23 protein-coding genes are annotated in these 24,195 nt (G+C 64.4%); 4 read left to right on the forward strand and 19 right to left on the reverse strand.

Annotated features, from left to right (window positions below):
• Positions 1 to 175: 175 nt before the first annotated feature.
• From APY03_RS37890 to APY03_RS37905, 4 genes are all read right to left on the reverse strand, one after another.
• The gene (locus tag APY03_RS37890) at positions 176 to 940 is read right to left on the reverse strand and encodes a hypothetical protein (protein WP_146039594.1); all 765 of its coding nucleotides are present in this window, start codon (positions 938 to 940) and stop codon (positions 176 to 178) included.
• Between the two features lie 37 nt (positions 941 to 977).
• Positions 978 to 2,414, reverse strand: a complete 1,437-nt coding sequence (locus APY03_RS37895; RefSeq protein ID WP_068685697.1) for a type 4b pilus protein PilO2 — start codon at positions 2,412 to 2,414, stop codon at positions 978 to 980.
• Positions 2,415 to 2,487: 73 nt separating this feature from the next.
• Positions 2,488 to 4,065 (reverse strand): hypothetical protein, encoded by a 1,578-nt coding sequence (locus APY03_RS37900; protein ID WP_068685699.1) that lies wholly within the window; start codon positions 4,063 to 4,065, stop codon positions 2,488 to 2,490.
• Between the two features lie 50 nt (positions 4,066 to 4,115).
• Positions 4,116 to 4,682 carry a toxin co-regulated pilus biosynthesis Q family protein gene (locus APY03_RS37905; RefSeq protein ID WP_146039593.1) on the reverse strand — a complete coding sequence of 189 codons (567 nt, stop codon included), beginning with the start codon at positions 4,680 to 4,682 and terminating at the stop codon, positions 4,116 to 4,118.
• Positions 4,683 to 4,999: 317 nt separating this feature from the next.
• Between APY03_RS37905 and APY03_RS37910 the strand changes: the two genes are divergently transcribed.
• Positions 5,000 to 5,854, forward strand: coding sequence for a hypothetical protein (locus tag APY03_RS37910; protein WP_068685704.1), 855 nt, complete (start codon positions 5,000 to 5,002; stop codon positions 5,852 to 5,854).
• On the opposite strand, the gene APY03_RS37915 is transcribed toward APY03_RS37910, so the two are convergent.
• The 15 genes from APY03_RS37915 to APY03_RS37985 form a co-directional block, all read right to left on the reverse strand.
• On the reverse strand, positions 5,835 to 6,521 hold the full coding sequence (locus APY03_RS37915; protein WP_068685706.1) for a hypothetical protein: 687 nt from the start codon (positions 6,519 to 6,521) through the stop codon (positions 5,835 to 5,837). The genes APY03_RS37910 and APY03_RS37915 overlap by 20 nt on opposite strands.
• Positions 6,522 to 6,570: 49 nt before the next feature.
• A complete protein-coding gene (locus tag APY03_RS37920; protein WP_068685708.1) occupies positions 6,571 to 6,906 on the reverse strand; it encodes a hypothetical protein in 336 nt (111 codons plus the stop codon).
• Positions 6,907 to 6,919: 13 nt separating this feature from the next.
• Complete coding sequence (locus APY03_RS37925; protein WP_068685709.1) at positions 6,920 to 9,277, reverse strand: DotA/TraY family protein; 2,358 nt, start codon at positions 9,275 to 9,277, stop codon at positions 6,920 to 6,922.
• Between the two features lie 367 nt (positions 9,278 to 9,644).
• Positions 9,645 to 10,121, reverse strand: coding sequence for a hypothetical protein (locus APY03_RS37930; protein WP_198161379.1), 477 nt, complete (start codon positions 10,119 to 10,121; stop codon positions 9,645 to 9,647).
• A gap of 27 nt (positions 10,122 to 10,148) precedes the next feature.
• Complete coding sequence (locus tag APY03_RS37935; protein WP_068685711.1) at positions 10,149 to 10,832, reverse strand: hypothetical protein; 684 nt, start codon at positions 10,830 to 10,832, stop codon at positions 10,149 to 10,151.
• A 9-nt stretch (positions 10,833 to 10,841) separates the two neighbouring features.
• Entirely contained in the window at positions 10,842 to 11,876 is a 1,035-nt protein-coding gene (locus tag APY03_RS37940) for a hypothetical protein (protein WP_068685712.1), read from the reverse strand.
• The gene (locus APY03_RS37945; RefSeq protein WP_068685713.1) at positions 11,842 to 13,050 is read right to left on the reverse strand and encodes a hypothetical protein; all 1,209 of its coding nucleotides are present in this window, start codon (positions 13,048 to 13,050) and stop codon (positions 11,842 to 11,844) included. The genes APY03_RS37940 and APY03_RS37945 overlap by 35 nt, the downstream gene beginning before the upstream one ends.
• Before the next feature lie 173 nt (positions 13,051 to 13,223).
• Complete coding sequence (locus APY03_RS37950; RefSeq protein WP_068685714.1) at positions 13,224 to 16,406, reverse strand: type IV secretion system DNA-binding domain-containing protein; 3,183 nt, start codon at positions 16,404 to 16,406, stop codon at positions 13,224 to 13,226.
• A 60-nt stretch (positions 16,407 to 16,466) separates the two neighbouring features.
• Positions 16,467 to 17,234: a hypothetical protein gene (locus APY03_RS37955; protein ID WP_068685715.1), complete on the reverse strand. Its 768-nt coding sequence runs from the start codon at positions 17,232 to 17,234 to the stop codon at positions 16,467 to 16,469.
• A gap of 5 nt (positions 17,235 to 17,239) precedes the next feature.
• Positions 17,240 to 18,334, reverse strand: a complete 1,095-nt coding sequence (locus APY03_RS37960) for a thioredoxin fold domain-containing protein (RefSeq protein ID WP_068685719.1) — start codon at positions 18,332 to 18,334, stop codon at positions 17,240 to 17,242.
• A gap of 19 nt (positions 18,335 to 18,353) precedes the next feature.
• Entirely contained in the window at positions 18,354 to 19,883 is a 1,530-nt protein-coding gene (locus APY03_RS37965; protein ID WP_068685721.1) for a secretion/conjugation apparatus DotM-related subunit, read from the reverse strand.
• The gene (locus tag APY03_RS37970; RefSeq protein ID WP_068685723.1) at positions 19,883 to 20,380 is read right to left on the reverse strand and encodes a lytic transglycosylase domain-containing protein; all 498 of its coding nucleotides are present in this window, start codon (positions 20,378 to 20,380) and stop codon (positions 19,883 to 19,885) included. The genes APY03_RS37965 and APY03_RS37970 overlap by 1 nt, the downstream gene beginning before the upstream one ends.
• Positions 20,365 to 20,847 carry a hypothetical protein gene (locus tag APY03_RS37975; RefSeq protein WP_146039590.1) on the reverse strand — a complete coding sequence of 161 codons (483 nt, stop codon included), beginning with the start codon at positions 20,845 to 20,847 and terminating at the stop codon, positions 20,365 to 20,367. The genes APY03_RS37970 and APY03_RS37975 overlap by 16 nt, the downstream gene beginning before the upstream one ends.
• A 65-nt stretch (positions 20,848 to 20,912) precedes the next feature.
• Positions 20,913 to 21,338, reverse strand: a complete 426-nt coding sequence (locus APY03_RS37980) for a hypothetical protein (protein ID WP_146039589.1) — start codon at positions 21,336 to 21,338, stop codon at positions 20,913 to 20,915.
• A gap of 91 nt (positions 21,339 to 21,429) precedes the next feature.
• A complete protein-coding gene (locus APY03_RS37985) occupies positions 21,430 to 22,233 on the reverse strand; it encodes a bactofilin family protein (RefSeq protein WP_068685729.1) in 804 nt (267 codons plus the stop codon).
• 135 nt (positions 22,234 to 22,368) lie between these two features.
• Here APY03_RS37985 and APY03_RS37990 point away from each other — a divergent pair, with 135 nt between their 5' ends.
• From APY03_RS37990 to APY03_RS38000, 3 genes are all read left to right on the forward strand, one after another.
• Positions 22,369 to 22,593 (forward strand): hypothetical protein, encoded by a 225-nt coding sequence (locus APY03_RS37990; protein ID WP_068685732.1) that lies wholly within the window; start codon positions 22,369 to 22,371, stop codon positions 22,591 to 22,593.
• A 71-nt stretch (positions 22,594 to 22,664) separates the two neighbouring features.
• On the forward strand, positions 22,665 to 23,594 hold the full coding sequence (locus APY03_RS37995; protein ID WP_068685733.1) for a hypothetical protein: 930 nt from the start codon (positions 22,665 to 22,667) through the stop codon (positions 23,592 to 23,594).
• A gap of 15 nt (positions 23,595 to 23,609) precedes the next feature.
• On the forward strand, positions 23,610 to 24,116 hold the full coding sequence (locus tag APY03_RS38000) for a hypothetical protein (RefSeq protein WP_068685735.1): 507 nt from the start codon (positions 23,610 to 23,612) through the stop codon (positions 24,114 to 24,116).
• Positions 24,117 to 24,195 lie beyond the last annotated feature (79 nt).

Consider the following 24,195-nt stretch of genomic DNA (forward strand, 5'->3'; position numbering starts at 1 on the left):
CGGCTGCACCCGCTGCGCCCGCCGGCTGCCCAGGCGACACAACCCGGCGGGGAGCCGTAGCGGCGCTGGCCGGCCGTGCGACGGTACGGGGGCCCGCCGCGGCGCGGACTGCCGGTGCCGCGTTCTTCTTGGATTTTCCGAGTCCGAAGAGCATTAGACGTGGGTCCGATCTTGTTCAGTTGGTTGCAGCAGGCTGCTGCAACCGCCCGTCCTGCACAGGCTCGAGCTGCCGCGGGATGAGCGGTACAGCCGTCTGACCTGCGGCCGCGGGGCCACCCGGAACCAGCTGGATCGTCGGCTGGCTCACCTTGAGCGGAGCAGGGGCACGCGGGACCGTCTCGATCGGCCTGGAGGGCCCGCCGACCGAGCTGAATGGCGTCGGAATAGCTGGAGAAGGCAGGGCTGCGCCGCCGGACCTGGCTGGATCCACGCCCATCCCGAGGTTCGCAAGCGAGAGCGGATTGACGCCGGTCCACTTGCCGGTGGGGCACTGGGCCGCCGCCAAGCCCTTGCGTGACGGCTTCAGCACAACCGCGCGGCCGGTGATCTCGGTGATCACACAGGCACCGACACGCGCTCCCGCCCGCACACGCTCATACGATTCACCGTTGAACCCGATGTTCGCCCGAAGGTCGTTCCCGATCCCGTAGATAGAAGCGACGAAGATGAGTGCTGGCGCCGGACCCGAAGGCGTCGCGGGCTTCGGGGTCTGGATCAAGCCGGACGCCACCGACTGCTCCATCGAGCGAGCGAGCGCTTGCTGGTTCTCGTTCGTGATGAGCGTGTCCACGGTGACCACGCTGTCGCGCATCGCCGCCGATTGGGGCGCCTTGTCGAGAGCTGCCGAGGCGTCGGCCGCGAGGACAACTGGAGAGAACGACAAGCCGGCGAACGCGGTGACAGCCAGCGCTGCGACTTGACGAAGACGGAGATTTTGCATGGGCGAGGTGCTTTGAAAAATTGAGATCCGGAGCTGGTCACTGCTTTGCGTAGATCACGGCCTTGAGGTCCGCAGTCAACGCGGAGGTCTTGATGTCGACCTTTTCACCATCGGCCCGCTTGAAGGACATGCTGAGCTGCTGCCAGTCCGCCTCGACGCCGGCGTCGATGAGAGCGTCGACGCTGCGCAGCGGTGCCTTGAGCGTGAACGTCGCGGCGCGCAGCTGAGGCACGGAGGCGACTATGGGGACTGCGGTGCCATCTTTCCTGCGAGGCGGCGTGATCTCGACTGGCGTGAACGACACCTCCCCGACCTGGCCGAAGGCGGCGCTGAGCTTCTGCAATCGGCTGATGGTCTCCACCATGTGGCTTTCGACCGAGCGCAGCGCTTCGTACCTGAAGGGCTGCGCCGCCTGCGTGACGCTCCAGCTCCCCACGATCGTGTCGAGCCCCCGGTACTGGACCGTCCAGCCCTGGGGCGTGGTGGCCTTCATCTCCCGGTTCAGGCGACCGGTGGGGCTGCGGGTGTAGATTGCAGAGCAGCCCCAGCGCCTATCCCCTTGCGTGCCAGCGCCTGCTGCAGCGGCGACGGGCGGCGCGGCGTTGCAGGTTGCGTTCTGCAGTTCCCACCCGCCCCAAACGAGCGGAACGGTCCCGAGAGACACGCGCACGGCGGCCAGCCCCTGGGGATCGGCCGCCCGATGCGCGTCGGCCCAGGACTTCATCGCGCGCGCCCAGGCTTGCTCCGGCGGCTCTTCGGCCTGTGCATTGAGCCGCGCCAGGCGCTTGCGCTCCTTCTCCTGGTACATGCTCCACCCTTTGTTGCCGAGCGCCAGGAGGAGCGCCACCGCGACAACGCCGATGACCGGCTTCGGGATCTCGCCGCTCTTCTTGGGCAGCGGCTGCAGCACGTCCTCTTCCCCGGCCGCCGCGAGCATCAGGTCCGCAACCGTCAGGCCGCGTGCCTTGTCGCTCAGTTCATGGTCTTCGAGGTTCGTGAAGACCGCGTAGGTGATGTCGTCCTCGAGGCCGCTGTCGATCTCCTTGCGAGCCGCGTCAATGAGCTCCATGTCGTTGTCCGACAGGATGATCCGGTCGATCGACGAGGGCTGGCCGCCACGAATGACCGCGAACCAGTACTCGTTGCTGTCGGGGAACAGCTTCAGCGCGTAGATCGCATCACCCCCGTGCTGGCGCGCGGCGACCCGAGCAGCTGCGAAGACCTTGGTGCCGGACGGCGCAGCGTCAGCGGGCACGAGTCCGTAGCCGAACTGCTGCAACGAGGAGACCAGGTGGGTTGCGCCGCCCGAGCGGGCGATCTTGATGGCATCGGAGCGCGTCGACGAGCGCGAAGCCACTGCGCGCCAGCTCACGCCGAAGGCGATCGCCTTCGGCTCGTTCTCGTCGACCGCAACCACCAGCGGCAAGCGGCCGCCGTCTTGGTTGGATTTCGTCTTCTTCTTGAGAAAGGCCACAGAGGGAGTTCCTGGTTCGCTGAGAGATCTGATCAAGCAGGCATGAGGGCGCTGGGCACCCTGCTCGCTGGCTTCAGACGCCCTCCTCCGCGATCGCGGTGACGAGCAGGACCATCCGGCTCTTGGTGGCACGGCCTTGATCCGAGCCGCCGAGTCCCAGCGGGAAGTTGGCGCCCAAACGACGGTTGGTGACCGAGTTCGAGTTCGACTCGATGCCACCGATCACGACGGTCTGGCCCGAGCGAACCGGCACTTCCTGAATGACGCCTTGACCGTCGATCGTCTTCTGTTGAACCGTCACAGCCGAGTCGCCAGAACCCACGGTGAAAGCCTTCAGGGGCTGCGCGCTGGTGACGTCGAAGCTCACCGACAGGAAGATCGTGCCGTCGGCCTTTGCGGTGGGCACGAGGGTCACGAACGTCCCCACGGTTTCTTCCTTCTGCGTCACCGTCGGGGCTTGGGCGGCCGTGCTGATGATCGAGGAGCTGACGGCGGTCGCTTGCACCTGATCAACGTAGTTGAAGGTCGTTCGGATGGCCTGCGTGACGGGGCGACCCGAAGTGGTCGTGAACGGAAACGAACGGCGATTCACGACGGTGCCGACTTCGTTGAGCGCCTGGACCACTGCGTCGCTGCCCGACAGCTTGCCGGTCGTGCGAGCCCAGCCCGTCGTGCCTACCTGCGTGGCCACCAGCGATGCAGGCGATGCGACCGACACCGCGCTGTTCGCGGCCTTGTAGATCAGGTTCCAGTCCAGGCCATAGTCGTTGTCGTCCTTGGTCGTGACCTCTATCGACTCGATCAGGACGCGCACACGGCGCGACATCAGCTTGTTCTGGTCTTCCACGTACTTGGCCACCCGCGCGAGCGCTTTGGCCGTATCGGTCACGACGAGCGTCTGGCTTTCCTGGCTGATCACCGCCTTGCCGCTCATGGTGAGCAGTGCGTCGATGGTGTCCTTCATGCCGGTGATCAGGTTCTGATCCTTGCTCGTGAAACCCGTCTTGCTCTGGGACTCGAAGACCGTGTTCGAACCGCCATTGCGGCCCAGCGTGGCCGAGGTAGTAGCGATCTGCGGGATCGCCTGCAGGTTGAAGATCCGGGTCTCGACGCGATAGAACTCGGCGCCGGTGGGAACCGGGCGCCATGACACGTCCGCCTGGCGAGCGATGTCGTCGAGCAGCTGCCACAAGGGCACGTTCGACGCCTGGAGCTGAACGCGGGAAGGGCCCAGGATCGGTGCGTCCTTTGCCGCCAGCTTCGCGGCGAACTGGCTTGGCGGGAGTAGCGCATCCGGAGTCGCCGTAATGATCAAGCCCGATGCCTCGGCAACCTGGTTCAGCGCGGTCGGCAGGTCGACAGAGCCGCGCTGGAAGTTCGCCGTGATCGGCACCGAGCGGCGAAGCGCCGAGGGCATCTTCATTTCACGAGCCAACGGTTCCTGGTTGCCTGCAATGAAGGGGCGCGGCACGTCCTGGGCGGCGATTCGCACCTTCTCCGAATCCTTGATCTGGTCGATCAGGGCGTTGCGTGTGGTGGCGATTTCCTTGTCGGCGGCTTGGGCATCGACCCGGACGTGCTCTTGATAAGCGCAACCTGCGAGGACGGCGGCAACCACAGGAAGAATGGCGAGGCGAATGGATTTCATCATCGGTGAGTCCTAAACGAGCGTGGGGCGATTCGGCGGCGGGTCGCCTCGAGTCAATGGGCGGCCATCCGGTCGCAAAGCTCCGCCTTGGGAACGACGCGCAGCACCTTGTTCGAATAGAAGCAAGGCTGAAGTGGCGTATTTGTGAGGTCCGTGCTGGCGAGCAGCGCGCGCACGGCGTCCTTGAAGTCGGTGCCGAGGTCGGCCGAAGAGAGCACCGGCAAATCGAAGGGAACGGTCCAGTGCTCGGCATCGTGGGTCCAGCCAGCACGACCCGACCAGGCGACCAACGCTTCTCGAATGGTCTTGTCGCTGCGCGAGATCGTGAAGTGACGCGCCACAGGTGCAGCCGGCGCGGCAGGTGCGGTTCCTTCACCACCCACGGGCGTTGCCACCGCGCTGCCCTGCACCGCCGCACCGCCCTGCACCGCCGCACCGCCCTGCACCGCCGCACCGGTGGCCGCTGCCGCCGGAGCCACCGGGGCTGGAGCGGGCCGGCTATCCACGAAACCGGCCAAGGCACTCCCGGCTGACGCCCAGAGGACGAGTACGAGGAGGGCTGCGCGGCGAGCGCTGGTGGTTGCCAGCGCCGAGGCGCGTCGGGGTGCGTTCTTGAACATGCTTGAGAAGTAAAGGTCGAGGTAGGTGGTGGTTGGATGGGTGGGCGACGTGTGAGAAATGCGGATCTGGACGCTTGGCTGGGCTGCCGGTCCCCCGATGCGCAACAAGTTTCCTGGAACTACTGCGCTCTTTTGTTTCTTTCCTCGCTAACACGTCTCTACAAACCGAATGCTCAGATTAAAACATGCTGAGACTTTTGGATGCAAGGATACGATCAACTTTGACGATGCAATTTTGCGAATCCGTGCTTGGGGCTAGTTGCAAACACGACCCGAGCGCGCGAACAGGCATCTTTTTGATGCCCGAAGGAAGATCCATGAAAACCAGCTCCATCCGGGACGCCGAGCTCGGCGCGCCGTACATCCCCTCCTCGATCGGTCTTCCGCCCGAGATCGAGGCCCTCGCCTGGCGCAAACGCACGATCCACGTGTTCCGCGACCCGCAGGAGCAGTTCCTGGTGCTGGCCCCGGACCACATCTACAAGCGGTATGGCCACCGCGTCCTGGGGTCGGGGCCAACCGAGGCTCACGCCGCGACGTCGGCCGCGATCGGCCTGGCGTACCACGCCCAGCAGCCGTCGGACTTCTGCCCGAGCCTGCGCGGCTACAGCTTCGAGCCCTCGGCGAGCGCAACGAGTTCGCTCGTCGTGTGGAACTGCGTCGACGCCGACGGCAACGCGAAGGGTCAGGCCAACGGCAAGCGCGAGGCCGCGGAGGACGCGCTATTCGCCTTCCTCGCGGCTCGACCTGTCAGCGAACTCAGCGCAGACGAGTTCGCGAACGTGGCCACATCGGTCCAGGTAAAGGCCGGATTCGGCCGGCGCGACAAGGCGATGCTTCTCGCCGACGACTCGGCTGGGTTCCGCCGCGCGATTGCGCAGATGTACCGTCATGCGCCCGCGATGGTCAATGAGGGCGAGACGCTCCAGGCTTTCCGCGCAAGGGTCCAGTCCAGCCTCCAGGACGGCAAGATCGGCGACAGCCAGGTGCTCTACTTGCCAATCCGAGATGCGAGCGGCGAGTCGCCTGTGGTGTTCCACCTCGTGTTCCACACGGCAAGCGTGTCCTCGGCCTCCGCCATCAGGGGGGTGTACGAGATCGAGCACGCACGCCAACTCGATGAGCTCGATGACGAGCAATCCTTCGCTGAAACTATCGCTCCGCGGTGCTGAAGCGAGGATTGAGCTTCCTCTCCAGGTCCGCACGTGCCGCCTGCTCGGCGCGTGCGATGGATGCCGTGACGATCGCCCGACCCTCGATGTCCCAGGCGGGCAAGCTTTCAAGATATTTCGCTTGCATAAAGGCAGAGGACATCTTCCCCGTGCTGTGCAGCCAAGCCGCAAAGCCAATGTAGTTGCTGATTTCCGCCACGGCCTGAGTCAGCTCTGCGTCGAGCTTCTCGTACTTGTGGTTGATGACTGTGATGAAAGAAGGCGCCAGTAGGGGGCAGCGGTTCATCGAGCCATAGTCATGGAGGATCTGATCCCATTCCCGTAGAACGCCGGGAGATGGTTTACCGGGAACGTGGAAACTGTAGATTGTTGTGATCGGTGTCCCGGTGCGAGGCTTGCCGCGAATCGCTTCCGGACCGAGCAGCTCGACACGATAAACACCCGGCTTCTCGATCAGGGCGAAGCCATTCAGCTTCGGCACGTTGCCGAGAAGGCCCGGCACAGGAATGGCACTTTTGGTCACCAGAGCATGGGCGACCCAAGCATAGTACGTCTCTGCCCCGAGTTGGGCGAGCACAGCCGCAATTCCGCGCGCCTGGCTCATCTTCCAGGCGTGATAGTCAAGGCTGGGGATGAAGTGGACGTCGGGGGTTGGCTTCGCGGTCATGAAACCAGCATACGGGCCGCAATCCCTTTCCGTAAGGGCACCGCGAGGGTCAGCGGCCGGGCAGCTTGTAGTTCTGTCCGAAGTCGCGAACGTCGTCCCAATTGCCAGACACTTTAAGAACCTTCTTCGCCGCAGCCGAGACCTGCTCACGCAATGCTGCATCGCGCACTAGCGGATGAGTCGGGTCCAACCTCTTCAGTTCGCGCAATGCCAAGTACTTCATGGCCAGATTGCCTGCGTTGGACTGCTCCAGGTCGGCAATTAACTTGTTCGCTTTCTGTGCACGTCGTAGCGCGAGTTCAGCGTCGTCGGCCTGCGCCTTCGCGGCTCGGATCTCGCTCCCAATACGAGAGGAATCTGCAAGAAACGCATCAAATTGACTCATCGTCGTCCTTTATTCACTCGCTGACGCCAGGTCTAGCGGTGCTTCCGCCACCTTCCGCTTTCGCCTTCGCGTTGGCCGCCCTCAACTGCTGCGCGCCCTTGGCCACTTCCCCCATCCCCTGCTGACCGAACCGGCCGAACGCCATGAACGTTCCACGGGTCTGCTGGTCCGCGTCCCGGCCGAGCGTAGCGCCAATGGCCTTACCCGCCCATGCTAGCGCCTGATCTGGCAGCAGCACAGACATGTTGCTCAAGGTCGTGACCAAGGTGTGCATCAATACCCAGAAGATCACCAGAAATCCGATGATCGACGCAACACCGGTGACCGAGTTTCCTTGCACGTTGCCCATTACCGAGGGGTAAATCCAGAACAGGAAGCTGCCCATCACGATCATAAGTGCCGCAGCTGCCACGAAGCCCAGGAGCATCAGGAAGGGCCGGAAGAGCATATTAATAATGAATAAGTAGCCAGTTTCCGTGCGCTGGCCCATCCCCTCGCCGTTCGCATCCAAGTGGACGAACGCCCAGATCGGGCCCGCTGCGATCCCCTCGAAGAAGATGGTGAGGTACTGCACCAGGCCACCCCACCAGTTCACGAAGGGCACCATCGGGAGCCACAGGCTCATGACCGCGCCGAGGATGAACATGGCGCCGAGCAAGGTCGGAAGAATGGCCATCAGGGATTCGAACGCGGAGACCAGGCCGCTCATCGGCGTGAACTTCGCCACTTTGCTGAGCACCGTTCCAGCAACCGACTTCGCGGTCGACATCACGCCGCCGCTCTTGCCATCGTCCTCATCGTCGGTTGGCCTGTATTGCTTCACGTAGGAGTAGATGACGAATCCCGACTCTGCCGCGACCATGAGGTAGTCCCCCATGTTCTTCATGGCGATGATGGGATCAATCAGACGCAGGCCGGAGGCACTTGAGGCGGTCGCTCCGCCGGCGCCCGAGGTCGAAAGGTCGATCAGCTTCATCGCGAACGACTGGCCGAAGCTGCAATTGCCGGTCGGGGTGGTCGTTGCATCTGCCAACGAGCTCGACAGAAGCGCGCAGAGCGCTTGTGGGCCCGAAGAGTTGCCCTTTGCCTGGGCGTTCTCCGGCGCGCTCTCCGCCTTCTCGGTGGAAGCAATCAGGCCGTTCAGGGCCTCGTTGAGCTTCGTGTTGTTCCCGGTAGAGTTGACGAGCATCGGGAAGGCACGGAAGTTGACGCTCTGGGCCGCCTGCGCCATCGCAGCGTTGACCTCGGCCAGCGTCGCGTACCAGGCGCCGGCACCAAACCAGCCATACTTCCTCATCGACTCGATCGCCGACGAATTCAGCGCCTGGGATTGCTGCTGCTGGTTGCCGGCCGCTGCCTGAATTCCAGCGTAATAGTTCGCCGCAATCCCCTCGAGCTGCAGCCTTGGCAAAGTAGCCGTGGGGCCGCCGTTCTGGCTCGCTACGAAGTTCGCATACCAGTTGCTCGCAAGGCTCTCGACTTGTGACGCATAGCTTGAGAAGTTGGATGCCGCCCGCTGCTGCATGGCCTGTGCAATCCCGTCATAGTTGACCGACGCCACCCGGTAGCCTCCGATGGAGCTTGCGCTGCGGCCTTCCGAAGTGACGTTCGTTGCATCTACACCTACACCACCGCAGTAGGTGGGTGAGCCGGGCTTCCCATAGCTCACGGCGGCCATGCTCCCGCTTGCCCCATTGATTCGCGAGACTCGCTCTGCCGTCATGTTCAGGCCCTCGCGTTCGTGAGCCTCGACGTAGGCGTTCTGGGCCAGCATGCACACGTGCGATCGGAACAGATCGAAGGTCGCCTGTTCCAGTGAAGCTGCGCCCTGCCCCTTCGGGGTGACGAACGACGGGGCCACCACCGTGGTCAGGTTGTTCGTCCCGTCGATCATCGCGTTGTAGCCGAGATTCGCCGCGCCGATGCCGAGCGTCGTCGCAAACACCAGCACGGCCTGCGAGAGCGAGAATCCTCCGAACGCGGGGATCAGGCTGGCCACGCCGGTGACCATCCGGATCGGGAGCCACACCTGTGAGAGCTTCTTGCCCATGAGCTGACCTTCGTGAGCGGTCTGGACGATGGCCACCCCGATCCCATACGTCGCCCAGATCGTGCCAGCCACCAGGATAAAGGTGTTGAACACCAGGAACATGCTGCCCAGCAGCGTCGACGCGGTGCCGATCGCCGAGAACGGGTTCGTGAAGAATGTGCCCAGCAATGCGGTGAACGCCTGGGTGGACATGTCCGAGGACTTGGTCGCATCGATGTACGGCTGCGTGAGCTGAGTCGTGCCGGCGCTCTGCGCCGAGGCCACGCCCGCCATGAGCATCAACGCCAGCGCGGCGAACAGGCCCCAGGCGATGTGCACCACGGAACGGCCCCGCGAGCGCGAGGTTGGGCACGGCGCGCCTGAGGCGGAGCCGGCAGAGTGTGTCGTTGCAGCGTGGGCGAAACGCATGGGAAATCCTGACCTGAACCTTTGCTTGCGACAACCCCAGAGCAACGAGATGCCGCTCGACGTGGCCGCGAATACCGTCGTTTTAGTCCGCGCTTTGGTATTGCTACGGACGTACGACCCCTGCGCCGATGGTATCAGTGAGCGCCACTGCCGCCGGAGATTTTTGGAGAACCGTGCAGGTGCTACGCAACAACGCCCCGTCCGAGCGAGTCGGAGGGCGACGTTGAAGGCTGGAAGATGGGTGCGGCGCGGGCCGAGGCTCCGCGCCTGCGGGAGCCAGTTAGCCGATACGTTCGCCGTGGTTGGCGGCGCCAGCCCGCGCTTCGTAGGTCGCGAGCGCCTGGCTGTTGAACGGCCGGCCGGCCTTCTGCGCGGTGCGAATGGCGCTCTCGTGGGCGAGCGCCACTAGATGATTCGAATCGACGGTTCGCAGGCGCTGCTCATCGGCAAACAGCACCATGCACACGCTTCCCAGGCGGGCAAACCAGTGCAGACCCGGCTTGGTGCAGACGCCCGCCAACTGCGCCTCTTCGATCAGCGCACGCGCAGCGGTGTTCAGGTAGACATCGATCATCGTCGGCGAACTCAGCTCGACATGGCCCAGGTTCTCGACGTGAGCCAAGAGGCAGTCGCGAAGCCGCTCCAGATCGCTTTCCGCGAGCGAGACATGCCGCACCGGTGGGGCACCCAGGCGACGTTCTTCCTTGGCCCTGGCCGCCAGGACCAGCGTCTGTTCCAGCGCCTCTTCGGCGCTCATCATTGCGAAATCCAACATCGTCTTGTCTTAGAGCGTGATCTTGATCGTTGCGTCCTGTCGCACGGAAGCCTCCACGACCCGCTTCGCTTCCGGGCGGAACGTGATGACGTTGAGGCGGGCCGCCACAGCATCGCGCTTGTCGTTCTTCTCGGCGACGCGCACCACCGCCTGGTGGACGAAACCCTTTACGTAGGGGCGCTCACGCATGAATCGCCAGACGGCAGACGGGAATTGGATCAGCAGCTGCTGCAGGCTGAACGTGGACACCACGTTGTAGTCCTTTTTGGTGATCCGACCCTCCAGATACGACAGGACGATTTCCTTGAGCTCCTGCTCGTAGTCAGCACGAAGCCGGGTCGAGGTGAGGAGACCCGAGTTGCGCACCGACTGTTCGGTCACCGAGGTCGTCGAGTCCTTGAGGTTGTCGAAGGCCATCCAGAGTTCAACCTCGTACAGGAGCTTGCCTTCGTCGATCGAGGCCTTCGAGAAATAGATGCCCGCATCAGAAATCGAACGGGTACCGTGGACAGCCCAGACGAGATCGTCGGGCAGGTCCCGCGGATTCGTCCCCTCCAGTCCCACGAGCGTTTCGCGGAAGTTGATGACCGATGGACGGCGGTCGGCCAGCAGGAACGAACGAAAGAACGTCGCTCCGTTGGGACGACCAATGCGCTTTTCGTCTCGCGGCGGAAGAACAACAGGTTGCTTCATTTCAGGCGATCAGAGGGTAAGTGAGCGGATGGGCAGTGGCATCGCCGAGCCGCGGCGAGCGGCGCTACGACCCGATGCGCGGCCGCGCTTGCTGCGCGGTGCACCCGGAATGGGAGCCGGACCACGCGTCTCGAAGTCTCCACCACGAACACGGTGCACGACGGTCGATACACGTTCGAGCGCCTCCAGGGGGTTTGGCATTGACATGATCTTGCGCAGGAGCAGATCGATCACCAGCCGCGCGCCGCTTCCTTCGGATTTCTCCATCCAGCGGTAGGCGGTCGAAGAAGAGCGATCGAGCGCGGATGTGAAGCGCTTCGAGTACTGCATCTCGACGTGGTGACGATCCTCGGCGTCCCCCGCTATGGAGACCTGGTCAATCAGTGGGCCGTACAACAACCTGAACACCTCGTCGGCCTCGTACTTGCGCCAGGGCGCTGGTGAAGGACTTTCGTCGTAAAGCCGACAGAGCATCTCAACGTCGAAAGGGATGACCTTGCTCGATCGCAGCAGCTTGGCGAAGGCGAAGCGATTCTGCAGGCCAAGCGCCGAGGCGAACTCGGAAGCATTGAGATCGAAACGCTTGCACAGCGTGTCCACGTCACGTCCCGTGAGGGGGCGCTCCGACCAGGGCTTGAGAAGTTCGGAGTGGTCGATCTCCATGTCCTTCTTGATCGTGGGCACCCCAGGGCGCCCGAGTTTGCGCGCGAGCTTCTTCGCTGCTTTCGCTTCCTTGCGCGCCAGGCGCTCGGCGAGCTTGGCGGCTTCGCGCTGCTTTTGCCGCTCCTCACGCGCGGCCAGGCGCTCCTTCTTCGCCAGCTCTATCTGGAGGAGGCGCTTGGCGCTGCGCTCGGCCCGCTCGATCTCCTTCTTCTCGCGTCGCTCCTGGCGCGCCAGCAGCTGCTTCTGCGAGGGAACGCGAGGCTTGCTCACGCGCTTCTTGGCCGCAGCCGTCGCGACAGGCTTTCTCGCCGCGGGAGATTTGGCCACGGCCTTGGCCGAGATCTTTCTAGCCGCGGGGGCGGCTTTCGTGTTCGTGCTCATTGTCATTCGATACGTTTGAAATCAGTGCTGCCTTCAGGCTGGCCACCCGTTCCGGGCTCGGTTCTGCGGGCTCAATGTCCAGTTCCGGATCGACATCGAGCGCGAGCTCTTGGCGCTCCGCTGGAGTCAGGGCCGGAGGCTCTCGATCGGCCGGCAGAGAGATCCTGCCCCTCCAGTCCGGCAGGGCCTCCTCGACCTTCGTGCGAGTCGCGATGTCTGTGACGTCCAGGCGCGCACGCAGCAGCGAAGTTTCGATAGCCTCTTGGAGCGCTGCGGCTCTCTGCTCGCAATTCACCCGTTTAGCGTGCAGTCGCCGGATCTCGGCACCCTGCAGGCCCCCAAGCTCGTTGCTCGCCAGCACCTCCGCCAACAACTGGACGGCCGGCGTGTTGCCCAAGGCGGCCAGCGCCACCAGCTGCGTGTTGATCTGTTCGTCCAGCGCGAGCGCTTGTGCTTGGGCTTGCGCCATGTCGGATACGCACTGTCCAAGTAGGCTGATGGCAGCAGCAAGAGGCATCTTGCTCATATCGACGCCATCCAGGTCCGGGTACATCTCGTGCATTCGCTCCATGGCACCCACGACCGTCTCTTCACCGAGCGGAAGATCGCCCCCGAGCTTGTTCCCTGCGAATCCCGCGGGGAACGCGAACTTCACCGGCCTTTTCAGACCAGGGACAGGTAAATCGACACCCCCGTCCCGCCCGACATAATCGTCGGGGACGGCACTACTTTCCTCCGGAGGAGCCCCACTGCTCGCCGTCGACTCTTGGGTCCCCTTGGCCTCGCCCTGTGCCTTGCCATCGAGCGCGTTGTCAGCCGGACCATCGGTCAGCCGATTGATATCTTCGGAACTGCCGGGGCCGGCTTGCTGCGTCGACTCACCGTCGACCGGAGCACCAGTTCCGCTTTTCGGACCTGCGCGAAACGGCCGGGTGATCCAGCGGAAGAAATTGAGCAGCATCTGCACCAGGCCCCAAACGGCGGCCTTGGATCCCGTCCACAGCCGCTCGGCGGTTTCCCGGATGAGACGCGCGGCGTCTTCCAACTTAAGCGAATTTTCTTTGGGCGCTGCGCCATGGACCAAGCCAGACGCCTCCATGCGCTCGTCACTGCCCGCCGCCGCGGCGATCGGAGTGGTTACAAAGGAAGTTGAGTCGTTTGTGAGGACGGTCATGGCGTAGTGCAGTTTCTCGGGTCAAAAGCATCGATCGGTCGTCCGATCCGTTCGATTCAATTTTCCACGGAATAGCTGCTGCACAAACGTTTATATCAGTCCGGCAGACCGTAACCAGTAGGTGTCCGCCCCTTTTTTTCAGGAAACCACATGCTAAGCGCAAAAAACTCGGCCTACATGCCACCACCAAGACTCGCCAGGAACTCGTCGACGCTCTGTTCCTTGCCGTCCGGCAGATCGTCGTCTTCCACCGGCGTCACCTGAGCAGCCACGATCCGCTCCGTGATCTGCGCGGCTGCCAGCGGGTCTGGCCCGCCCAACGCCGCCTCCACTGAAACCACCAACTCACGGGTCCGATCATCGAATCCGATCGCGTCCGGGCCCACCTTCTTGAGCGTTGTCTCAGCACCAGCGAGCGCGTTCGTCACCCACCCCGGGTTCTGTCCGAGCGTCGCGGACGCTGTCACCTTTGGTACTACTGATGTCGCCGCCGCATTATCTGTGGGAACCGCGTCTTTTCCGGCCGCGCCCCGATTATTATGTTCGTATACCACGTCTCCTGTGGAGAGGAGCGCGGCGATAGTCGCTTTCACAGCCGACGACAGGATGTCCGGCGCAAAGATGTCCGATGCAGCCACGAGTGGCTCGCCCGCGATGCCCTGAACTGCATCCGTAGCCGCCGGAGCACCGCCCTGCCCGTCCAGGTCGGCAAAGAGGGCCGCAGGGTCGCTGGGAGCCGTCGTCGGCGCGACCAGGGGCCGGGCCGGCTCGGCAGTGCCGGCGCCTAGCGCCCCGTCGATGAAAGCGTCTACGTCAATGGCACCAGGCCGCGCGGCTGCCGGCGCCGCAACAGGTGCAGGTCTTGGCGCGGCAGGTTTCACAGGCGCGACCGGCAACGCCGGCGGCGCGCGGCGCGTGGGCGAGGTGACCTCCTCCACGGGCCTGCGCTCAAAGATCGCATCGTCGAGGTAGGCGAACGGATCGTCGCTCACCTCCGGCGCGAGCGGCGACGCAGTCGCTTCAACGCCGTCCTGCCTTTGAGCTTCCGCGGCCGGTGCGCCGGCCGGCCTGGTGAACGATGCAAACTCGCCCGATGACGGCAGGCCCACGCTCTCTTCCGGATCCCCGGCGCCAGCCGCCGCTCCAGCACCTGGCTGGGCCGTGTTGCCAACGGCGGCGTCCGTGAGCGGACGGTCCCCGCCGCCGAGCGAACCAGCTGCGCCGGTCGCGGCAACCTTGATCAGGCCCAGATCCTCCGCAGCTCGGCGAGCCGCCACGTAGAGGGCTGCGCCTCGCTCGGCGCCGGTGATGCTGGCGGGGAGGCCCTGCGCGACCATCGAGACCCGCCCGATCAGCATGTCGTCCTCGACCTGCAGGTTGGGGCTTGTCTTGTAGGTGAGCATGTCGATGAGCTTCAGGCCCTTGGAGACCTTGTCCTCGAGCGCGTCCGCCTTGATCGCATTCGCCTCGACCTCCGCCATCGAGACGGGCCGCACCTGAAGGAACCGGTTCAGCCGGAACGTCTTCATCTTGTACTTGTCGAGGTAGTCGCCAACGTAGAAGCCAGCGATGCCGAAGGTCTTGCCGCGCGTGTTGATCAGGCCCTGGCCGGTCTTCATGCTCTGCATGTCGTCGATCGTGACGCGTTCGACGGTCTCCACCGACAGCGCCATGTCGCGACGGAATCCGCCGGCGTTGAGCGCGTACTGGTTGTAGACCGCAACACGCGCCTTGCCCACGTAGTCCGAGATCAGCTTCTGCGTCTTCTGCGCATCGTCGATCCGCATGAAGTACTTGGCGACAGCGTTGGCGAGCATCGCACCCGCTTCGGAGGCCCGGCTCCCCTCGGTCAGCTTTTCGATGTCCTGGGCCGCGGCGATCATGCTCATGCCCAGGCTGCGAGCCTGGGCGAACATCACGGCGATGCCGTCCGAGAAATAGTAGCCCAGCTCGTCCAGGGCCACGAGGAAGGGATAGTTCGCCTCCGTCGCCTTCGAATCGAGCACCATCGAGCGATCGCCTTCAATGTCCGCGCCCAGGTTGCGGCCCATCATCACGCGCAGGCACGCGATCGCCAGTTTGCCCAGGTTCTCCGCTTCCGACGCGGACTTCTCGAGCGACGGGATCATCATGACCAGCACGCGGTTGTTCAGCGCCACGTCGACCATGTCGATCTCGGAATATTTCGCGCGGAAGATGTGGCCATAAGTCTTGTCCAGCAGGTTCAGCGCCGGCATGAGCTGGCCGATGCGGTAGCCGTGCTGGTCGTAGGTGGCCTGGTCCTGCTCGGTCTTCTGGGCAGGCTTGCCCGCGGCCGCCGCCGGCGCGCCGCGGCCGCCCAGGCCTCGATCGGTCGGCAGGCCCGTGCGGCTCGCCGAGTTCGGGTCGGGCGGCAGGTTGTACTTGGCGATCACGCGATCGACCATGAAACCGGGGCAGCCGCCCGACTCGCAGTAGCTCTTGATACCAACGAAACCGTAGGACCACTCGCCTTTTTCGATGTACTCGCGATAGCCTTCGGCATAGAGCTCCTCGACCTTCGGCAGGCCCATGTAGTCGATGTACGCGCCCACCGAGATCTCGAAGCCCTGCGTGTCGCGCTTGTAGCAAAGCGCCGCCACCAGGGAGCGCCAGAAGTTCAGGGCCTTCTCCTGCCAGCTCTTGCCGTCGCCTTCTGCTTTCGGCAGCAGGTTGGCGCCCATCTGGATCTGAGTGTCCGCGTCCGAGTCCGAGAACGTGTTGATCATGTTCGTGCGCCGGCGGCGCGACGCGCGGATCTTCTCGGGTGAACTGCCGCCGATCAGGAAGTTGAGCGCCAGGAAGTCGTCATCCGCACCGAGCATCCGGCACATGGCCATCAAGTCCAGCGGCATCTTGTTGTCCGCCTTGCCGTCGGCCAGGAAGAAGCCCGAGCCCCAGCACAGCGCGTTGTAGAACATGCCCTTGAGGGTTTCGGACTTCCCGGAACCAGTGGAGCCCAGGATCAAGAAGTGGGTGCGCAGGTCCGAGTCGGCCATCCACACTTCGCGGAAGTTCTCGTACGGATTGGTCGAGCGCACGTGTCCCACGTACATGATGCCGTCGCCTTCCTTGCCCTTCTCGTCCACGCCGTCCGGCGGGTAACGAAGCGGCAGGATCACGCGATAGCTCAGGTGCGTGAAGAACAGGAACAGGAAGGCCACCACCCACACGGGAAAGAGCGGTTTGATCGCGAACATCGCCAACACCACCGCCACGACGTTGACGGCGAGGAACGAGGGCTTCGAGAGCTTCTCAGCGTACTTGTCGCCCCAGCCTCGCGTATCGGCGATGTTGCGTGAGAGCTTTACTTCCTGGTGCTGTTCGATGAGAGCCATGATGATCCGGTGCAGCGCTGGCGCTGGACATTTGAAAGTGAAGGCCCTGCCGCCGGGCGATCAGGACTTGACGCCGGCGCCAGCAGGATCTGCCGCCCCGGCTGCATGCGCGGCTGCATCGGCCGCCGCGAACTCGAACCCCGCCACCTGGAGGCCGAGCACGGAACGGGGCGTCTCCTGCAGCATCTTGGTGATCTGCAGCGCGACACCCAGCGGGCCGACCATGCCCACGCGCACCATCGCAGCCGACTGCTCATCGCTGCCTTCGAGCACGTCGGAGGCAATCCTGCAAAGCACGTCGTTCGCAGCCTCCAGCTCCTTCACGTCCGAGCCTGGCCCTGGGCTCTGCCTGTAAAGCGGTCGCGCGATCCAGTCGCGCGTGCGATCCAGAAGCGCACTGGCCTGGAGGATGCCGGCCCGGTGCGCCTTCTCAACGTCCACGATGGCTGCCATCACTGCGCCCATCACCCCGCGCACGAACTGTTCGCGCATCACGTTGTTGGTCGCCGTCAACGTGGATACCGGGGACACTGCGTTGTCCGGTGCCGCGATCTCCACGAGAAGTGCCGAGATCGCCAGCGTCTCGCGCGATGCCAGCACCTCGAGCACGCGCTCCACACGCCGGGGATTCACCTTGGGCAGCAGCGCGCCGCTCGACCAGGCCTTCGCGGCGGCGCGCAGCCCGTCATCAAAGGCGGTGACGCAATCCGCGACCGCTGGCGAGGGATCAGCGTGCACCTCTTGAGGGGCAGGGCCCGGCTCAGGAGGCTGGCGGTTCAGCAGGCCGCGCACGCTCGCGAACAGGCCACTGAGGGGAAAAGCTTTCATGCGGATCAGCGCGCAGCGCCGTCCTTCAGGCCACCGTTCTCAGCGAGCCACTTGTTGATGTCGTCGAGCGACCCAGAGCCAGCGATCACCTTGCCGGTCGCCGACACCAGGGTCGGGGTACCGGTGAAGTTCAGCGCGACGAAGGCGCCGTTTGCCTTCATGGCCTTGTCCGCCGCGCCGGCGCAGGTGCCGTCGCTCACCGCGTCGCCCGTGGGCGCATAGCCACCGACTGCCGCAGACCAGGCCGAAACCGTGTCCTTCGCGCACAGCACGTTCTTGACCAGCTCCTCCGAACCAACCTTGAAGGAAACCGGCACGATGACGGGCACGAACCGCGGGTCAATCTGCGACAGCTTCGGCTCCAGGTCCTTGCAGGAAGGGCAGTTCGGGTCGCTGAAGATCACGAAAGGCTGGCCGGACGGACGCATCTGTATGCCCATCTCGCGCGTCGCGTTGGCCACGACCTGCATCTCGGTCGCCGAAAGGCTGTCGGAGAGCGTGCGGTCGCGCAGCTCCGGAGGGACTTCATGGTTCTCTGCGACAGGATCGCCCTTTGGCGCAGTCACACCGTAGTGCGAGCCCGGCGGCAGGCTGCCGAGACCGCGAGCCCGCCACTGAGAGAACATGGTCACCAGCAGCACAAGTCCCATGAACATCAGGAACCAGCGCACGAACCGCAGTGTCGTTTGCCCGAGAGCGCGAGGCGTGTTGACCTGCGCGGCCAGGCGCTTGCCCGCGGCGCTGAGGATGCTCGTCCCTGCCGCACCGGCGCCCCTGGCCGCACCGGCCGCGCCAGCGTTCGGACGGGCGAACTGCTCGACGATCTGGCGGTAGGCCGGCAGGTCCTGAAGCCTACCCGGCAACTGGTGGACCAGCGAAGACCAGAGGGTCGACTCGTTGAAGCGCAGCTCGAGCTCGGACTTCTGGCCATTCCACCAGATCTTCCAAACTTCGCCCGGACGAACTGCCGTCCAGATCGGCACGTTCTCGGTACGCGCCGGATCTGCGTCGCCCGTATAGACGAAGTTGAAGGGGGTGCCGACTAGCGACAGTGTCGGTACCGGCTTTGCCACGCTTGGCTGGGGGTTGTGATCGTTCATTCTTTGCTTGTGTTCGGATTCAGAAATCGAGGCCACCAGAAGCTGCGCCAGCACCGCCAGCTGCGCCTGTTCGGCCGGCAGCCGCGGCCAGCGCCGCGAAGTCGGCCATCGACTCGCCCGTACCCATCAGGGACTCGGCGCCGTCGCGAGACTTGGCGTTGAAGCGGCGGGCAGACTCCTCGCGCTCGCGACGGGCCTCGTCGTCAAACCGGCTATCGGCGTTCGCAGACGTCAGCGCTTCTGCCGGCGGCAACGGGGGCGCTTGCAACTTCACGTTGTTCGCACGGCGCCACACCTGGCCCTCGGCCCACCACTTGTCCTCGTCGTCGTCGGTGCCGTTGACGTGATGATTCCAGGCCTCGACCATCGCCTCTTCGGCCGGCTGCACGACGATCTGCGGGTAGCCCTGGGGACTGATCGGCACGAGCCCGGCCTTGGCGGCTTTGCGTTCGAAGTCGAACTGGCACCACACCGCTGCCGATTCCGTGTGAGGCACCTTGCGCAGCACCGTGTTCAGCACGTAGAACAGGATGCGGTCCTGCGGCTTGAGCCAGATCCACTGCCGGTGCGTGACCTTCCCCTGGCGCTTGGCCATGAAGAACAGCGCATACAGGTAGGTGTACTCCCAATGGTGCACAGCGAAGAGATTCGCCGCCTTCTCGTGGGTGCGGTACTTGTCGAAGATCCACTGCGCAACGGTCAGATTGGGCAAACCCTCCGGGTGGGCCGTGCACGAGTAGTTGAGTTCGTTCATCGCGCGCTCGTAGTCCTCCTTGCCCTCCTTGCCGCCGAAGGCGTGCGCCACCAGCAGCGCGTACATGACCTTGCCCGTCGCGCTCATGCGATCGGGGTAGACCACCTTGATGCCACGGTCGTGCATGACCGAGACCAGCTGGACGCCCAGCATGTGGCTCTTGAGGCGGTTGGTGCCCTTCATGAGCCTCGGCTCGCCCTGGAAGTACAGGCGGATCTGGTCGAGGTTGACCTTGTTGTCCGTGAGCATGGGCTTGCCGTTGATCTTGTGCTTCATGAGCACCTCCTCTGGCCAGATCTGGCGGCGCCATTTCGGCAATTGGTCAAGGATCAGCTGCGAGCCCAGGTGCATGACCGGCACGACGCCAGAGAAGCGCCGGGACAGGATCTGCGTGAGTGACTCGGGCGTCGGCTTGCGCGCCAGCTTGTTCGCCTTGCGCGTAAAGGTCCAAGCGACCAGGCCGCCCATGACAATCGCCATCAGAGTCACCAGCGGCAGCAGCGCCATGTCGACGAAACGCAGGAAGTCGAAGATCGAAACGTCCTTCGGCCGGGCGCGGAACGCGTCGTGCAGGTAGCTGATGCGTCCCCACGTCAAACCGCCGCCCGGTACCAGGCTATAGAGCCGCGCGACCGCCTTGAAGAAAGGCGTCGAGTAGTAGACGATCCGGTTGGAGCCGGTGAACCAGAGCGCAGCGCCGAGGATCACGACGACCAGCCCCATGCCCAGCACCATCTGGATGGCTTGGCTCTCCGCGCTGGCCGCGTTCGACGTAGCGCTGTTCCCCTTCGCCATCAGAACGCTCCTCGCTGCAAGATCCCGAGGTGCGCATCCCACACCCGGGCGATGTACTTCTGCTGCAGCTCGGTCGAGTTGGGCGAGTGGTACCGCGCGGCGGCGCACCACAGATTGCCCTTGCACTGCTCGGCGAGCGATTCCTTGCGCAGGATGTACGACTGGGCCATCAAGGCCTGGCAGTTGTCATTGAGCAGGCGCTCGGGCGCGATGCCGTAGTTCTTCATCAGATGCGGCGCCCACCACTTCGTGTTGATCTGCGCGATGCCCAGGTCGCATCCGCCGCCGGCGTTATTGCAGTTCACGGCCTGCTTGCCGCGCGACTCCCATTTCACGATGGCCAGCAGCAGCATGGCAGGCACGTCGTATCGATTCGCAGCCGCCTGCACGCAGTTCGCAGGCAGTTGCTCCGGAAGTGCCACCTTGACCTGACTGGTCTGGGCGGGCTGACCCATGCCGAGCGATCCGGCCAGGACGGTGATCAGCAGAAAATCCATCGGAAGAATTTCGGCTGGACGATGAACGTCTTGAAGTTGATGAGCGAGCGGCGGGTGTACTGGTACTCGATGAGCGCCCAGCGGAAGGTGGTCGCGGCGCCGACCGCAAGAACGGTCAGGCTCGTCGGGATCAGCAGGAAGGCGATCCACATCGGCACGTTGAAAATCATGAAGCAGACCAGCGCGAAGGAGAGGATCGTCATCATGATCGAGCCGTGCTTGGCCCTGCGCGCCGCTCTGATCTGGCTCCCGTGGTGGGCGGGACTCCAATCCATCACGCGGTACAGGAATTCGAAACGTTCAGACGGATCGGCAGGGAGGTAGTGCTCGGTGCCGTCCTTCAGGATCACGGTTTTGACCGGAAGCTTCGATTCGTTGAGCAGGCGCTGGCGCGTCTCGCGCGCCGCTTGCCATGCTTCGCTCAGGTTCTGCTTCGATCGGCCGAACTGGCCGACCGCCAGGCCCACGCCCTTGGGGACCAGCGCACTGTTCGCAACCTTTGCGACGCGACGCAGCTTCGGGTCAGCCATTGTCAGCTTCCGTTGGACGACGTGGAACCGCTCTGGTTGTCCAGCTCGAGTGCGAGCCGGAAGCGCTCAAGAGGGCCTGGCTGATACAGCGAGTTGTATCCCACGGCACGCGTCATCGCGGTCGCGTATCGCGTCACCTTAGGCATGAGGGCTCCGACGCTTGCAGCGTTCTCGGCGAACCACTTGACGACCACCCGGAGGTGCTCGCCGTGAAGCTTTGATACGAGCTGCCGGTCCACTTCGCCGGCATGCCGCGCAATCACGATCGAGGGCGTCAAATCCAGCCATCGCAGGAGCTTCTCGGCGCATTCCCTTTGCTGCTCGGAGGAAAGCGGCCCGCGCTGGCGGGTGACGTCGTCGCCAAAGACGACCTTCGCCAGCTTGCTGTCGAAAGTGCCCTTGGGCATGCTGGAGAGACTGGGGGTCATCGGCGGGAGCGTTGAATCTATGGAGGTCGCGATCGCTGGGGACAGCCGGACCCTCACGCACGAAGTGGCGAGGGTTCGGCACTTCGCGGCGTCAGGCCGCGTAAGCCCGAATCGACTCGTCCGAATCGTTCGAATCGTTCGACTCGTCGGCTTCTTCGCTTCCGGAATCGGCGACCGGGGGAACGAGGGCGAAGGGGACGCGAGGAGAGGCGGGAGGTGCCACCGGAGCGCCCACGGGAGCTTCTGCAACCACAGCGGCGGGCGCGACAGCGACTTCGGGCTGCGCTGCCGCGGGAGCCAGCTCGTCATTGATCGCCGGGACGTAAGCAGCAGCTGCCGCGTAGCCGGCCTGGGGAGCGCTGGCGCGGACAGGCGCATTGGAGGAGCGTGCAGCGTTGCGTGCGTGCTCGATGGCGGCGCGACGTTCCTTCGCCCGATCGAGCTCCTTGCTCAGGAGCGACACGATGCGCTCGGTGACCTCGCCGGCGGCGAGCATGCCCATCTGGGCGCTCATGAAGCCGCCCCGTTCGTAATTCATGCAGCCGGCGGCCACGGTCACTTCGCTTGCGGTGATGCGTGACGTGCCGTGCACCACCAGATTCGCAGACAGGATCTCGCCTTCAGGGGCGTCGACGACTCCGTGGACCTCCAGGTGCGAAGCGAAGATGGAGCCGAGCACGATGCCCGATGGGGCAACCACGACCTTGCCGCCGTGGAAGACATTGCCCACCACGCAACCTTCAATGTGCAGGTCCTGGCCCTCGCTGATGCTGAGGTCCCCGATGAAGTTGGACTGGACACCGATCACTGTCGGGGCGGACGCGGTCTTCGCAAGGTATGCGGGAATCTCTGCCCGCTCGCTCGCGGCGGCGGAAACGTTGCTGATGCTGCTCATACTCTCAAACCCTCGTTGAACTATTTAACCGTACTATGATATCGGCACGAACTTCTCAAGGTCAATGACAGCGGTGTCGGTCGCAGCGCAAATGCGGCGCAATCGACACGACGCGCCTCCTGAGTAGCTAAAAAGATGTCCATTGCCAGCCATGCCCTCTTGATCGGAACCACCTTGCATCCCCTGGCCGGGGATGACGCGATCGCTGCCGCCGTCACCCTCATCCGGGATCTCGGCGGCGAGGACGTGGTCGACGGCGGCAGATTGATCGCACTGAAGGAATCGCGCGAGGAGGTCGGCGACCTGACCGAAGAGTTCGCCTACGCGCTGAGCCACACCTCGAAGAGCTACGCCTACTAGGCCCACCCGCCCTTCACACGAGCTTTGTCCCCATGGACTCCCAGACAACGCCTTCCCGCCGCCCTTCCCTCATGGAGGCGCTCGGCCTCGCCCGCGCGAATGCAACCGGGGCAGCGGCTTCCGGCAGCGGGGTTGGGTCGGCCTCGACTTCGGCCTCGGGCTCGGGGACCGGCGTCGGCGCGGGGGACGCTGGCGAGGATGCGGCCGCGGGCCTCGGCGTCGACGAGGTCGATCCCCAGTCGGGCACCGTAGCGGGTACGGGTGCCGGCCGGGATGGCAGCAGGCACACGAACATGCAGCACCTGCCCGGCAACGCCCTCAACATGGTAGAGATGTTCCAGCTGCGCGAGCGCAATCACATCCTCGCTCAAAAGTCAGCCCGGCGATCAGGCGACCGTCGAAGCGTTCAGCTGGATGCAGTCGGGCTCGAGCTGTTCCGGGAGATCCAGCGCGAGGTCGAGCGCGCCCATTTCAGCCAAGCCGCCACGTCCACGCGGGGTAGGCCGACGGACGCTTCCGCGGAACGGTTCACCGGCATGATGCCCGACAGCATCAAGCCACGCAGGGACGAGCCACGGCTCAACCTCCGGCACGAAGAAGCTCCCCTGACCGATCAGGAGGCCCCTCCACTTGATTCCGACCCGGATCGGCCCATGGCCAGCGCGGCGCGGGAGCACGCGGCGTTTCAGCGCCAAGTGCTGCTTGACCGATGCGCGGACGCGCACGCCATGGCCCTCTCCGACCTGGCCGAGCTGAACCAGGCCGAAGGTCGCACCGACGAACTGCGTGCGCGCCAGGCGCAGCGCCGCCACGACGAATCGCCACAGCAGGACAGCGCGGACGAGTTGCGCGCGGACGGCGCAGAGCAGTTCGAGGCCGTCGCGCGCCAGCGGTTCGCCGCCTCCAACGCCAAGGCGGTGCAGCTGGCCAGCGCCGTACAGGGCCGGCGGATCGGCCTGAACAGGATGCTCCGGGACAAGGCTCCCGGTGCACCCCGGTAAACAGGAGACCAGGCCTTGGGAACGCAACGCTCAGCCATCCGCGTCGCATCGGCGCTCTACTCGCCCTACGCGAGCGACTTCACCCTGCCGGTCGAGCGGCAGCTCCTGCAGGTGGACTGCATCTTCTCGGTCATGAACATCGACGGCGTGGATCTGGGCTGGATCGACGGCATCGACCAAGACGACCCCATCCTGGTACCGGTGCGCTCCATGGAAGGCTACGGAGATCTCGGAACCGTCGAGGAATACCTCAGCGAGGAGTACCACACGAGCATCGGGCCTGAGCTCCAGACGCTACTGCGCATCGCTCGCCATGAGGAGCTCACGCCCACGGTGCTGGTGCGGGCGTTGGCGATCATGCACAACGACGGAACGATCGATGCGGCGCATGCAGTGAGGCAGTCCTTCGACTGGGGGTTCACCCTGCTGCGGGCCGGCGTGTTGGATCGGTACAGGTTCAGTGTGGCCGAAATGCTGCGGCGCCATCCGGTACTGAGCTCGCCGTACTCCCTGGCTAGCTGACCTCCTCGTGAGAGCGGCGCAGCCACTCTAAAGCTTGTCCGGCGAGTTGACGGATTGAGGTCGCGCAGAGAGACTCCCA

The organism is Variovorax sp. WDL1 (assembly GCF_001541225.1).
Lineage (GTDB): Bacteria > Pseudomonadota > Gammaproteobacteria > Burkholderiales > Burkholderiaceae_C > Variovorax.

Coding starts and splice junctions, on each gene's coding strand:
- APY03_RS37950 (WP_068685714.1), bottom strand. CDS start 16,406: ATGGCTCTCATCGAACAGCACCAGGAAGTAAAGCTCTCACGCAACATC.
- APY03_RS37905 (WP_146039593.1), bottom strand. CDS start 4,682: ATGTTCAAGAACGCACCCCGACGCGCCTCGGCGCTGGCAACCACCAGC.
- APY03_RS37910 (WP_068685704.1), top strand. CDS start 5,000: ATGAAAACCAGCTCCATCCGGGACGCCGAGCTCGGCGCGCCGTACATC.
- APY03_RS37900 (WP_068685699.1), bottom strand. CDS start 4,065: ATGATGAAATCCATTCGCCTCGCCATTCTTCCTGTGGTTGCCGCCGTC.
- APY03_RS37945 (WP_068685713.1), bottom strand. CDS start 13,050: ATGACCGTCCTCACAAACGACTCAACTTCCTTTGTAACCACTCCGATC.
- APY03_RS37965 (WP_068685721.1), bottom strand. CDS start 19,883: ATGGCGAAGGGGAACAGCGCTACGTCGAACGCGGCCAGCGCGGAGAGC.
- APY03_RS37920 (WP_068685708.1), bottom strand. CDS start 6,906: ATGAGTCAATTTGATGCGTTTCTTGCAGATTCCTCTCGTATTGGGAGC.
- APY03_RS37995 (WP_068685733.1), top strand. CDS start 22,665: ATGGAGGCGCTCGGCCTCGCCCGCGCGAATGCAACCGGGGCAGCGGCT.
- APY03_RS37985 (WP_068685729.1), bottom strand. CDS start 22,233: ATGAGCAGCATCAGCAACGTTTCCGCCGCCGCGAGCGAGCGGGCAGAG.
- APY03_RS37930 (WP_198161379.1), bottom strand. CDS start 10,121: ATGAGCGCCGAAGAGGCGCTGGAACAGACGCTGGTCCTGGCGGCCAGG.
- APY03_RS37990 (WP_068685732.1), top strand. CDS start 22,369: ATGTCCATTGCCAGCCATGCCCTCTTGATCGGAACCACCTTGCATCCC.
- APY03_RS37935 (WP_068685711.1), bottom strand. CDS start 10,832: ATGAAGCAACCTGTTGTTCTTCCGCCGCGAGACGAAAAGCGCATTGGT.
- APY03_RS37980 (WP_146039589.1), bottom strand. CDS start 21,338: ATGACCCCCAGTCTCTCCAGCATGCCCAAGGGCACTTTCGACAGCAAG.
- APY03_RS37890 (WP_146039594.1), bottom strand. CDS start 940: ATGCAAAATCTCCGTCTTCGTCAAGTCGCAGCGCTGGCTGTCACCGCG.
- APY03_RS37955 (WP_068685715.1), bottom strand. CDS start 17,234: ATGAAAGCTTTTCCCCTCAGTGGCCTGTTCGCGAGCGTGCGCGGCCTG.
- APY03_RS37940 (WP_068685712.1), bottom strand. CDS start 11,876: ATGAGCACGAACACGAAAGCCGCCCCCGCGGCTAGAAAGATCTCGGCC.
- APY03_RS37960 (WP_068685719.1), bottom strand. CDS start 18,334: ATGAACGATCACAACCCCCAGCCAAGCGTGGCAAAGCCGGTACCGACA.
- APY03_RS37970 (WP_068685723.1), bottom strand. CDS start 20,380: ATGGATTTTCTGCTGATCACCGTCCTGGCCGGATCGCTCGGCATGGGT.
- APY03_RS37915 (WP_068685706.1), bottom strand. CDS start 6,521: ATGACCGCGAAGCCAACCCCCGACGTCCACTTCATCCCCAGCCTTGAC.